This window comes from Dickeya sp. NCPPB 3274 (assembly GCF_000406205.1).
In the GTDB taxonomy this organism is placed as follows: Bacteria; Pseudomonadota; Gammaproteobacteria; order Enterobacterales; family Enterobacteriaceae; genus Dickeya; species Dickeya fangzhongdai.
Window position 1 is genome coordinate 1,845,492 of record NZ_CM001979.1, and the last position, 13,802, is coordinate 1,859,293.

Below are 13,802 nucleotides of genomic sequence, written 5' to 3' on the forward strand. Positions count from 1 at the left end.
ACCAAAACTCAACTGATTGTTTTGATTGTTCGTCTCAATGCTTATACCTGTCATATTGCGATAAACAGAATCTGTTGATTATTTATGATAACCTCATGTAATTACTTTTTTAAACATTATAGAGAAGCTGTATTACCGGTTTACTGTAATCTGAATTACTTTGGATATAACTATTTTTATTGTAATAAATGAGTGTGACTTTATCTATGTAACTTATGTGTAACTTATGGGCAACTCTATATCAGTGAAGAAAGCGGTGTCAATCAGTGTTCTTGACAATAAAAGCGAGACGTTGATTTTTATAATTTTCGTACTCAACAATTCCCATATCTTCATATGCTCCTTACCGGGAAAGAGGCCGATGGTTGCTGTAAAGTACTGAGCTTTTCGGCAGCTACAGGCTGTAGTAGCAACGCATAGCAAAAAATTCACGACAGATATGTCGTCGATATGTAGTGATTTAATGCTATATCGGCATGGCAATGAAATTGAACGTATGGCTATTATTGCGAGTTGCGGCATGTTTTCTGTATTGGCCACTGTACGATGGAGAGGTTTTAGTGGTTTTCGGCATCACTCAGCCTGTCTGGCAATATATTTTTTTGTGATAGCTAAAATTGTTCAATTCAGCTTGTTACACCCCGAATTCTATTGCTGTTTGTAGTCATTGCTTCTCTGTTTTTTATTGATTAAAAATGATTTTTTAATGATGGAAATTATTTGAAATAATTTTTTTGTTGAGGGTAAAACATATCTGCAACACACTGATAACGTACGTGTGTGCTTTACGTTTAATAATCTATGGACTCACTTCATACCCGGGTTTTCCTTTTCATTTCCGGGTTTTCTTTTGGTTTTCTAATATCAAAATCAATCTGCTTTTTTTTAGTGTAAATAGCTGCTTTTTATTGATTTCTTGGTGTTTATCAATAGCGAAACTTTCAGGGGCGAAGGTTTCGGGACTTAACCAAAATTGTTTAAACATATTGGTGACAAGGAGGTCGTGATGTCGGAGTACACGTTAAATAAGAGTCATCTTGTTATTTCCGGGCACATAGTATCAAATGAACCCATCCTGCCGGCAATGGGATACATTCATTTTGTCGCGGCTTCGCTTCTGGATCACAAGCAAAGTCATCATCAGATTTCTCTTTATCCTTTGCAGATAAAAGATGCGGTATGGTTTGCACCTCTTACGGTTGCGGCAGGCGAATGTCAGGTTAATATTCATCTGGATACCGAGGGAGAGGGCATAACCTATTGGGTCACATCCACGGTGCCGGGAAAAGCGACAAAACGTCATGCGACAGGTGTTGTTTTTTCAGGTTTAAACAATGAGCCTGATTTGAATAAAAAACCGGTGACCAATAATGCCGAAGAACCTGTTTTTCGTCTTCCTGATACGTCATCTCACACTTTCACTCACCGACTGAACCGCGATGAAATTTACCGCTTGTTTCTGGCCGGCGGAATCAACTATGGGGAACAGTTTCAGTGTCTGGACGAGTTTCACTATAGCCAGGATCTGTTTTGGGGGCGGATCGTGGCTGATGAGGCGAATCTGACGGATCTTCCTTCACCTTACATACTCGATGCTGCAATCCAAACGGTCTTACTTGGCGCCAGGGAAGGCCGACTACCCAATCATCAAAATCAGGTTTATGTCCCTTTCTCGTTGGAAAATATCGTCATTCATACACATTTAACGCCAACGTGCGACGTATTTGTCGCACCCAGACAGTCTGTTTCAGACACTACCGAGACGCGCGTTTTTGATGTGTTCTTAGCTAATGAGTCGGGAGCGATAGTGGTGGAAATGCATGGGGTACATATTCGTTCATATCAACGCGTCGGGCGGAGTGAGCAGGCTGTAGGAGTAGAAAAAATCGAACAACCAGCCGGCCAACCGAATTTTGGTCAGCAAAATCAAACAGAGCGTATCTCCGGGCAATCATGGGCCATTGCCGCAACCTTTACTGCGGAACCGATCGCAGAACCTTTACAGGCATGGTTCTCTCGGCTGAACTGGCAGGATCAGATTCACTTTGCGCCATACAACCAGGTTTATCAGGAGCTTTTGGGCCAACAAGGTGTATTTGCTGCGAATACTGACGGCGTCAATGCGATTATCTGCCGGTTAGACGATCTGGTTGCTAACGGAACGAGAACCGCCCCTACCAGAAAAAATGTGGTACCTCAGGTTTCTGCGGCGCAAATTGAGCAGCATTTGACGGATTGTGAACGCTTTGTACTGCCTAACGGTATGGAGATCGCACATCTTAAATCTTATGAAACCAGCTATCTCTATGAGGAGATTTTCGTAGAGAAAACATACGTGAAGCACGGCATTTCTTTTGAGCCGGGAGAGGCGATAGTCGATATTGGCGGCAACATCGGCATGTTCTCTCTGTTTGCTACCACCCAATGTCCTGATTTACGTATTTTTTCTTGCGAACCCTCGCCGATTTCTTACGAGATTCTCCGAAAGAACCTTGCATTGTATGCACCTCAGGCGAAAGCATTGCAAGCCGGTATTGCCGATAAAGACGGAGAAGCCGAATTTGTTTTTTACCCGAACGCTTCGGTTTGGTCAGGGTTTCATACCGATGAAACAGAAGATGGCGAAGCGCTGAAAAAATCGATGGAAAATGAGGTAACCAAGCGTTTCAGCGATACCGATAGTGAAGCCATTCGGGAGCATCTGGATGACATGATCGGTGAACGTCTGCGAAAACAAACCTATCAGGTCAGGATGCGCTCGTTAGCCAGTATTATGCAAGAGCATCATATTGAGACGATTGGTTTGCTGAAAGTGGATGCTGAAAAATGCGAATGGGAAATTCTCAGTAGTATTACTGATGAAATATGGCCGAATATTCGTCAGGTTGTCGTTGAGGTTCATGATAAAGAAGGTACGACAGCGAATAAGATAGCCCAATTGCTGCGGGATAAAGGCTTTGAATTGGCGACGGTTGAAGAGGAGATGCTGAAGTCTTCAGGTTTAGCCAATTTTTATGCCAGGCGCCCTGTCGCTCATACGGATAATCAGCATCGCCTGACGTCATTTGAGCAGGCGATCAGCGATAACTTTAAGGAATTGCTGACGCTGGTCAGAGAAACGCAGCATAGCCGCCGGGGGCCTACGCTCTTTGTGCTGTGCCCGCCGTCTCCCGAGATGAAAGCGCGGTTTTCTGCCGAGCTGCTCAACAACATACCTCAGATGATACAAAAAATTCTGGGGGATAAGACGGACATTATCGGCATTGATCTGAACAGTGAGTTGGCAGCAGCTTATGATGTCACCGAATATCACGATGCCGTTCGTGATGAGATGGGGCACATTCCTTATATACCCGAGTTTTTTGACGTCATCGCATCGGTGCTTGTTCGTCACATCCATGCCTTCCGACGTTCACCTTATAAAGTGATCGCCCTTGATTGCGATAACACGCTTTGGTCCGGCGTGGTTGGTGAACAAGGTGCCGAAGGCGTCAAAATCGATTCGAATTATCGTGCGTTGCAACAGTTCATGTTACGGCAGAAAGAGCGGGGCATGCTGTTATGTCTGGTGAGCAAGAATAATCATGAGGATGTCAGACAAGTATTCGATAGTCGTGATGACATGATTTTGCAGTGGGATGATTTTGTTGACACCAAAATCAACTGGAATGCCAAGTCCGCTAATCTTCAACATCTGGCAAAAACACTCAACCTGGGCTTGGATAGTTTTGTTTTTCTTGATGATAGCCCGATTGAATGTGCAGAGGTCTCTGCTGGCTGCCCACAGGTATTAAGTTTACGCCTACCTGATAATAGCGACGACATTCCGGGATTTCTTGCTCATGTCTGGGCCTTTGATCAGGGACGTCACCGAACGAATGAAGACACAAAACGTACGCATATGTATCAGGAGCAGGTTCAGCGTGAAGCGTTTCGTCAGAGTGTATTCAGTATGGAAGCATTCATTCGTGGGCTGGCGCTTGACATTACAATCGAGCCAGCGACGCCGGATCAGGCGGAGAGATTGTCCCAACTGACGCATCGCACCAATCAGTTTAACTTTGTCAAAACACCATACTCCGTTGCCGATATTGTTGCCAAAATTCAAAGTTCGGAACGGGGTTGTCTGAGCATTCGTGTCGCTGATCGATTCGGTGATTATGGTATTTGCGGTTTGTGCTTGTTCTCTGAGCGGGAAACGGTGTTATCGGTTGATGGGGGATTGCTTAGTTGCCGCGTACTGGGGCGCGGTGTTGAATATCAGATGTTGAATGCCCTTGGACGACAAGCGCTGGAACGGAAGAAAGCGATCGTTGAAATCCGATTTGTGACCAGTGATAAAAACAAGCCGGCTGAAAATTTCCTGCGCAGTATCAAGGCCATCACATATGTACCTGAATCTTCCAGTGTAGGGACTTACACCATACCCGCTGCCGTCTTGGCCGAATTGGTTTTTACTCCTTCATCACAATCTATTGATTCAACTGATAATACTCAATCTGAATCTGAAGTGGCTCCGCAGCAACGGTTGCTGCCGGCAGATACAAGCCTGATGCAGCAAATCGCGGATCATCGCGGACGATTACCGGTTCTCCGGTCGGCGTCGGAGCATGGTTCGGCAGCGTATCTACAGGCAGAACAAGAGAAGGTGTCGCAACCCGTCGGCACCGACGAAGACGCCATCCTGAATTATATCAACATCGTGATCGTGAAGAATCTGCTGGAATGCCTGAAGAAAAAGGTTGATATCGACGAAGCTAAAGCATTTTCCGAGTATGGCGTTGACTCCTTCGCGGCAATTAATCTGGTGGTAAAACTGAACGGTGCGTTTGCGATAAAACTTCCGAGTACCGTGCTTTTCGATTATGGCTGCGTGAATGATTTACGCAGCTATCTGATGGCAAATTATCAGCATGCCATTGTGACGCGTATGCAGTCGGAATGGCCGGTTGTTGATACGCAGGATGACGCGGCGCCATGCAGTGAAGACAGCCCGACAAGACAGATCGCGCACAAAACCGATGCTGCCCACAAGATGGCACGCCACATCTATGAGGGGGATATCGCCGTCATCGGCATGTCCGCACGTTTACCCGGCGTGGCGAATGTTGATGCGTTCTGGTCTTTGTTGCTGGAAGGCGGCACCTGTATTTCCGACGTTCCGGCAACGCGCTGGAATATCGCCGACTATTTTGATGAAGACCGTACGAAACCAAATAAGACCTATGGCCGATGGGGCGGTTTTATTGAGGATATTGATAAGTTCGATGTGTCTTTTTTCGGTATTTCCGGCAAAGAAGCCCGGCAAATGGATCCTCAGCAACGTCTGTTTTTACAGGAAAGCTGGCACGCGCTGGAGGATGCAGGGTATGCCAACCGTGAGATAAAAGACAAAAAATGGGCTGTTTATGTCGGAGCCGATGCCGGCGACTATCAGGCTAATCTACGGCAGCATGGTATCCCGCTGGATGCCTCTTCATTTATGGGGAACGATTCATCGATCCTGGCTGCCCGCATTGCCTATTTTATGGACATGAAAGGCCCGGCAATGGCGATCGATACCGCCTCTTCATCATCCTTGGCCGCCGTACATTTGGCGTGTGAAAGCCTGAGAAACGGCGCTGTCGACATGGCTATTGCCGGGGGCGTGTCAATCCATACTACCGCCAACTTCCACATTTTGTGCGCAAAAGCCGGGATGTTGTCGGCCGATGGGCGTTGTAAGCCGTTTGATCACCGGGCTGATGGTTTTGTGCCGGGTGAAGCGGTGGGGGTAGTGATCCTCAAGCGGTTGCAGGATGCAATTGACGATAAAGACCACATTTACAGTGTGATCAAAGGGTCGGCCATGAATCAGGACGGTAAGACGAACGGGATTACAGCGCCAAGCAGCCGTTCGCAGACCGATTTGATTTGCCAGGTATACGATGCGTTGAACCTCAGTGCTGATGAGCTGACCTATATTGAGGCGCACGGTACCGGCACGAAGTTAGGTGATCCCATCGAGATTACTGCTCTGACCGATGCCTTCCGCAGACAGACCCCGCGAACCGGTTTTTGTGCGATTGGATCGGTAAAAAGTAACATCGGCCATTGTGTCCATGCTTCCGGCGTCAGCGCGCTGATAAAACTTCTATTGTCTTTCAAGCACCGCAAGCTGGCTCCCAGCGTGAACTTTGAAAAGCCGAATCCACTGATTCCCTTTGAAGACACTCCCTTTGTCGTCAATACCCAAGTGCAGGACTGGCAACCGAACGCTCAGGGAAGACGAATAGCCGCAGTCAGTTCTTTTGGTTTTAGCGGCACCAATGTCCACATGGTGCTTGAAGAATTCCGACCTGCAGAAGTGTCGCCGGTGAGTGCTCCCCTGGAATCGAATACTGAGCCGGCGTTATTACTGCTTTCTGCCAGAAGCGAGGCGCAATTGCATGCCCTGGCTCGGCAACTCAACGCATATATTCAGCAACACTCGCATCTGACCGGCAGTGAGTTAAAAGACATTGCTTATACGTTACAACTAGGGCGTGAATCTTTAGGCCATCGCCTGGCTATTGCCGGAAGAAGTGGTGCAGAGATACTCACCGGGCTGGGCGATTATCTGAACCGGAATACGTTTGCTCAAAGTTACCTTATCGGGACGGTTGCACAAGGAGAGAAAAACAAGGGCAACAGCAAGCGGCAGCAGGTGGAAATCGAGACTTTTATTCAGCAGCGTGATTTACGGGGGCTGGCGGGGCAATGGCTCGAAGGTCGGCAAATCGACTGGACTGCATGGTATCAGGCTCCGCGCCAACGTGTGGCTGGCTTGCCGCTTTATCCTTTTGAGCAAGAACGGTACTGGTTACCTGATGACAATGGCGATTCGACGCCAGCCAGCAGGAATCATGGCACTGTCCTGTCTACCGCCGTGATGCCGACAAGCGCAACGCTATCCGCTCCAGATAGGGCTGTTGGCCCAACAGTCGGAGCGCACACAGAAGGTAAGCGGGTGCTGGCTGCTTTGCAGACATTCCAGGCGGAACCATTTCAGGTTTCGAGCCGAAATACGCAGCACTCCCCCTTCCAGTTAACGGATGAAGGTCAGGGAATATTTTATCTTCAACTGCATGACGCTGATGGCTGCTTGCCAGAAGAGGATGCTTCGGGAACGGCTCGGCTCAGTCAGCTTCTCTATCTATTCAATGAAATAAAAAACAGAAAAGACATTAGCGTGTTGTTACTCAGCGGGGGAGAACACCGTTTTCTTCCCGCCCTCGAAGACGATGCCACGCTGTTTTGGCAACAAGCACTGTATCGTGCCGTTCTGGAATTACCGTTTCCCGTGATTGCCTCTGTGCCCGGGGATTGCAAAGGCTACGCGTGGCTGTTTGTCTGCCTGTGCGATTTTGCTGTCTTGAGCGCCACTGGCCGCTATCAGTATGTCATCCGGAAACAGGTGGTATCGCAGCAGTTATATCATCTGCTTAGCGAGCGTTTTTCGCCCGCTGCAGCGCAGATATTGTTGACGGATTGGCGGGGAATTGAAGGGCGTTATCTGAAAGATCTGGGGGTATTGATGCCGGTTTTCCCATCGGCGGCGGTGGCCGGGGAAAGTCTGAAGCTGGCGCAGGAATTGGCGACGGTACCCAGAGAGGCGTTGGTTCAATTGAAGCGGCATTTAGCCGCCGGGTTGCTCTGTCGGTCCGTTGCGCTGGCAGAAAGCCCCGTTGCTTTTGTCGTCGAGAATGCCGCACCAGAAACCGATGAATTCGTGGTACTGACGGAAGACAAGTTACAGGCATTTGAGGCCGGGCAACTAGGGTTACCGCCGGGCGAGCCGCGCAAGGTGACATTCAATTCTCCGGTTATCGATGCGGAAGTCTATGACAATGGCGTTCTGCTGGTCCGGCTGTGTGAGCGGGAAAGCCGTAATAAGTTCTCTAAAGCGTTTGTTGCCGGTTTTGACGAGGTCTTTGCGCATATTCGCCACAATCAACGCTATAAGGTGGTCGTGCTGACCGGGTATGACCACTATTTTGCCAGCGGCGGTACGATGGAAACATTGCAGGCGATCCAAAAGGGAAACGCCAAGTTTACCGATGAGAAAATCTTTGCCTTACCGCTGGAGTGCGATATCCCGGTGATTGCCGCCATGCAGGGGCACGGTATTGGCCCTGGCTGGGCTGTGGGCATGTTCTGTGATGATGCGGTTTTCAGTCAGGAAAGCGTCTATTACAGTCCTTATATGCGCTACGGATTCACGCCGGGAGCTGGGTCAACCCTGATTCTTCCCCGCCGTCTGGGGTTGGATCTCTCCAGAGAAGTTCTGTTTACCGCCAGAGAGTATAAGGGGGGCGAGCTTCAGGCTCGTGGGCTCAAAAACCCGGTTCTTGAACGTGCTCAGGTATTACCATTTGCTCTGGCCGCTGCCAATGCATTGGCGCGGATGCCCCGCGATGAGCTGGTTGCCTGGAAAACACAACGTTCACAGCACATCAGAAATCAGGTCGAAGCAAACTATGCTCTGGAACTGCAGATGCATGAGCATACATTTGTCGGCAATCAGGACGTGCTGGCGCGTATCCAGCAGCATTTTAATCAGGGGATGTCCGGTCACCTTAGCGCTCAGGATCCGGCTGACCGTCAGAAAGTGTCTGTGGGCGAAAACACGAAAGCGGCGGATTCAGTGGGGACGGTGCAGCAAGAACATGGCAATAACCTGGCCTTTGAACCGATTTACAGCCTGTTACGCCGTATGCTGGCGGATGAGTTGCAAATCAAAATTGAACACATTGATGGCGAACAGCCCTTTGTTGACCTAGGACTGGATTCCATTACCGGCGTCACCTGGATTAGAAAGATTAACGCGGAATACGGTCTGACACTCAATGCCGCCGAGGTGTACAGCTACCCTAATCTGAAAGTTTTTACCGGGCTGGTCGTTAGCGAAGCTGCACGGCACACGGCAACGGGTGGAGGCCGGGCCCGCGGGGCTGAGAGGGCTTCCGATCTGGCCTTGGCTCCGGTGGTACAAGTGGCCGGCAACGCCAGCGAGGTTCGGGAAGGTGCGGTTGACTCTCGAAAAAACGCCAAGACTCCCTCCGCGAGCATGTTGGCGTTTTTAAGCCAAACATTGGCTCAGGAACTGCAGATTAAACCTCAGGCGGTTGATCCGACTGTGGCGTTTGTCGATTTAGGATTGGATTCGATAACCGGCGTCACCTGGATCAGAAAGATCAATCAACACTATGGGTTGAACCTGAATGCCGCCGACGTATACAGCTATCCGACGTTACAAGAATTCGCCGTGCTGGTTCAGCGTTATTCCAGAGAGGATAGCGCCTCGACGCCTGATTCTGAGGCAACTGGCGACGCAACCGTGACGTTGCCGACGAATTCTGACTCGCAGGGGGGAGTAACCGGTCTGTATCAGACATCGGTCGCGAGCGCCAAACAGACGCCTCTGACGGCCGCACGTGCCGAGCCGCAGGTAGCAACAACGCCCGGCACCGCGAACACCGAAACGGTGATAACCCCGTCCCCGGTTGGACGTCAGGCGATTGCTATCGTCGGTATGTCCGGTCAGTTTCCGAAAGCAAAGAATTTGCAGCAGTTCTGGAATAATTTGAGCAAAGGGGAAGATTGTATTTCGGAAGTCCCGCCGGAACGCTGGGCGATCGACGACTTTTTCGATCGTAATCGTAAAATACCTGGCAAAACCTATTCCAAATGGATGGGTGTGCTGGAAGATGCCGATAAATTTGATCCACTGTTTTTTAATATTTCTCCCCGAGAAGCCGAGATGATGGATCCGCAGCAGCGGGTATTTCTTGAGGCGTGTTGGGGGTGTATTGAGGATGCCGGCTACAATCCTGCCGATTTATCCGGCAGTCGATGCGGTGTTTTCGTCGGTTGTGGAGACGGTGACTACGAAGCGCGCTTTGGTATGGAACTCAATGCACAAACCTTTATGGGAAATGCGATTTCCATTTTAGCGGCAAGAATTGCCTACCATCTGGATTTGCAGGGGCCGAGTCTGGCTATTGATACGGCTTGCTCGTCATCGTTGGTGGCTATCGCATCGGCCTGCGATAGCCTGGTTCTGGGAAACAGCGATCTGGCGTTGGCCGGCGGGGTTTCCGTGTTAGCCGGCCCCAGTATGCACATCATGACCAGTAAGGCCGGAATGCTGTCGGAAGATGGGCGTTGCTTTACCTTTGATCAGCGAGCCAATGGCTTTGTTCCTGGGGAAGGCGTTGGTGTGGTGCTGTTAAAACGCCTGGAAGATGCGATTAATGATCAGGACGTCATCCACGGTGTGATCAAGGGCTGGGGGGTGAATCAAGATGGTAAAAGTAATGGCATTACCGCCCCGAATGGAAATGCGCAATCTCGCCTGGTGCAGACGGTATACACCGACTTTTGCATCGATCCGGCACATATTCAGTATGTAGAGACACACGGAACAGGCACCAAACTGGGGGATCCGGTAGAAGTCGTCGGCCTGAAGCAGGCGTTCTCGCCTTTTACCCGAAAAGAAAATTACTGCGCACTGGGATCGGTGAAGAGCAACATCGGCCATACGTTGAGAGCCGCCGGCGTCGCTTCGGTGCTGAAAGTGTTGTTGGCAATGAAGAATCAACAGATTCCACCCACGTTGCATCATCAGAATCTCAATGAGCACATTGCGCTGGACGGCACACCGTTTTATGTCAACCGGGAGCTCAAAGACTGGACGGTGGCGTCTGGTCAACGGCGTCAGGCGGCCGTCAGTTCTTTCGGGTTCAGCGGAACCAATGCCCATATCGTTATTGAGCAATTTCCGGCAGAGGGCGTATCAGTCCGGGAGTCCTCCGCTTGGGAAATCGCTACGGGAGAGGCGGTGTCTCTCCATCCGGCACTGATTCTGTTATCGGCGAAAAATGATGAGCAGCTCAGACAAATGGCCGCTAATTTGCTGGCTCATGTGAGCGACTATGCGAAGCGGATAACGGCGCAAGGAGAGCGTGCATACCTTCATTCACTTGCTTATACGCTGCAAACCGGACGTGAAGCGATGAGTGAGCGTCTGGGATTGGTTGCCCACTCGCTTGATGAATTGCAACGTAAGCTGTCGGCTGTTCTTGCCGGTGAGCAACACACCGTTGATTTGCTCTATCAGGAAAAAAGTAAATCGCATCGCGAGGTGTTATCCGTATTCGATGTAGATGAGGATATGCATGAGCTGGTTCAGGCATGGGCCAGTAAAGGTAAGTTTGCCAAGCTGCTGGAGATATGGGTAAAAGGCATCAATATCGATTGGAACATTCTCTATTCCGCTATAGCGCCTGCATTCAGGCCCAAACGGGTTTCGTTGCCGACATACCCTTTTGCTCGCGAGCGCTATTGGGTCGACCTGCCGAGCACACCTACGAATCGTTCCCGAATAACTTCGGATGAGACGTCTTTCGCTTCGGAGGCGACGGACGCTTCTGACGCAGCCGCTTCCGTTGCCATTGCCGGTCACCCCGCGTTTTCGCACGGCAATAGCGTGGTGACCGAAGAAACCGTCAACGGGCTTCAACAAAAGGTGCCGGTTTCGGCGTTAGTGAGTATTCCGGGCGATTTTTCTGCGTATGGGAACATGATGGCCGCCGGTGTGATGGCTGCCCAGAAGCAACTCCCTGGACTGTTGTTGCTGGAGTCGGCACGACATGCCTGGGAACAGGCCACCCAGCAAAACAGGGCATTCTCGCCACATGCGGTCGAGTTGAATTATATCCTGTGGGGACAGCCCGCCCGCGTACAGGATGCCCTGAACGGCCATATCCAGACTTATATTTCCCGGGAAGAAGATGGTCTCTATTTCCAGTGCGTCACTGAGCATGTGGGGGGGGCCGTGACGCACAGTTTTGGGCAAATCGCCCTGAACGCCACGGCCGACGGCAGAAGTGACACGCTGGATATCCACAAACTGGAAAAACAGCTGGATACGCCACGTAATCATCAGATAACGCATCAAATAAGGCGGATGTTTGATGAAGACGGGATGAGAAATCAGGCGTTGATCGAAAAAGTCGGTTTTGATGGCGAACAGCTGCTGGTGACATTCACTTCACTTGCAGAATTGCCCCGTGATCTGAATGCCGCGACTTTCCGGCCGATCCTGCTGACTACCTGCTGGCAGTTACTCTCTGCACTAAACGATTATCGTCATTCTCAGACTGGGCGCCACCTGTGGTATCCGTTCTCTCTGGATTCGATCATTGCCTGCAGGCCGGTAACAGACCGCGTAACAGTACACCTCTCGCCAACACCGGCAGAGCAAGAGCCGTTGATTATCACTGGCGATATTCCAGGGTACGACCTGCGGGTGTACGACGAGTCGGGCGTGCTCAGTCTGTGGCTCAGAAACTTAAAAATAGTGAAAGAGGACGCGTTGCTCACACTTGAGCACTCGGAAGAGTGATCGCGCCCGGTATTGCCATCGAACAAATAGTACGGATTGCCAGCACGTTAAAAGGATTTAATTAATGAATATACACGGAAAACGAGTATGCATTATCGGTGGTGGTCCTTACGGCGTGAGTCTCGGTAAGGAACTGAACCAGGCCGATATTGACTACGATTTGTATGAAGCCGAAGCGGATTTTGGCGGCGTGTGGAATGCCGACAGCCGCTGTGGCCGCACCTATCCGTCGCTGCATCTGATCTCGCCGAAAGTGAATACCCAATATCCGGATTTTCCCATGCCGGAAGACTACCCGCATTATCCCAGCCATCAGCTGATGCATCAGTATGTTTGTGATTATGCGAGAGCGTTCGGGGTGTACGAAAAGGCGCATTTTAATGTTGCCGTTACCCGTATCGAGCCACAGGCCGATGGCTGGCAGGTTGAATTATCGACGGGGGAGAGGAAGTTTTACGCTTTCGTGCTGGTCAGCAACGGGATGCAACGTGAAGCCCGTTATCCCGAGCCAGCCTATCCCGGTCACTTCTCCGGCGATGTCATGCATTCTATCGATTACCGGACACCGGAGCGCATCAAGGGTAAACGGGTATTGATTATTGGCGCAGGTAATTCCGGCTGCGATATTGCGGTTGATGCGGTTCACCATTGTTCGGCTGTGTATCACAGTACACGCCGAGGTTATTACTATCAGCCTAAATTTATTAATGGCATGCCGACACCGAGATGGATGGAAGGGCTGGGCAATAAATTTAACACCCGCGAAGAAACGCTGGCGTATATACAACAGGTTTTTAAGCTTGCCGGTTATGACGGTACGGATTACGGCTTGAAAAACCCGGATTACCCATTGGATGCCTCCCATCCAATTATGAATTCGCAACTTTTATATTTTATTGGTCATGGCGATATTCACCCCAAGGGGGATGTGCGCGCTTTTTCAGGACAGACGGTGACCTTTGAAGACGGTTCACTGATTGACGTCGATACCATTATTTATGCGACGGGATATAACCGCCATTTTCCGTTTCTGGACAAGCAATATCTGGAAATGAAGCAAGGTATTCCCGATTGTTTCTTACACATTGTCCCCAAAAACTTCGATAACTTGTTGTTTGTTGGTTACATCAACTCCGCCACCGGACTGGGTGTGTCAGCCCGTTCTCATGGTCTGTTTGTCGTGGACTACCTCAACGCTTATTTCTTACAGGCCAAAGGGCTGCGTGATTTCAGCCGAATGAAAAAAGAACAGCATCCTGACCTGGGCCAGAACTATTACATCGGCTCTTTCCGTCATCAGTGGGAAGTTGATCTGTGGAAATTTCTCAAGTTATTGGCGCAGTACCGTGAAGTACTCAATGGAAGGTAGGAAACG

General features: G+C 50.0%; 2 protein-coding genes. Both read left to right on the forward strand.

Annotation, left to right across the window (positions count from 1 at the left end):
- The first annotated feature begins 1,006 nt into the window (after positions 1 to 1,006).
- Positions 1,007 to 12,427: an FkbM family methyltransferase gene (locus tag DXX3274_RS08760; protein ID WP_042859466.1), complete on the forward strand. Its 11,421-nt coding sequence runs from the start codon at positions 1,007 to 1,009 to the stop codon at positions 12,425 to 12,427.
- Between the two features lie 64 nt (positions 12,428 to 12,491).
- Entirely contained in the window at positions 12,492 to 13,796 is a 1,305-nt protein-coding gene (locus DXX3274_RS08765) for an NAD(P)/FAD-dependent oxidoreductase (protein ID WP_042859467.1), read from the forward strand.
- The last annotated feature ends 6 nt before the right edge of the window (positions 13,797 to 13,802 follow it).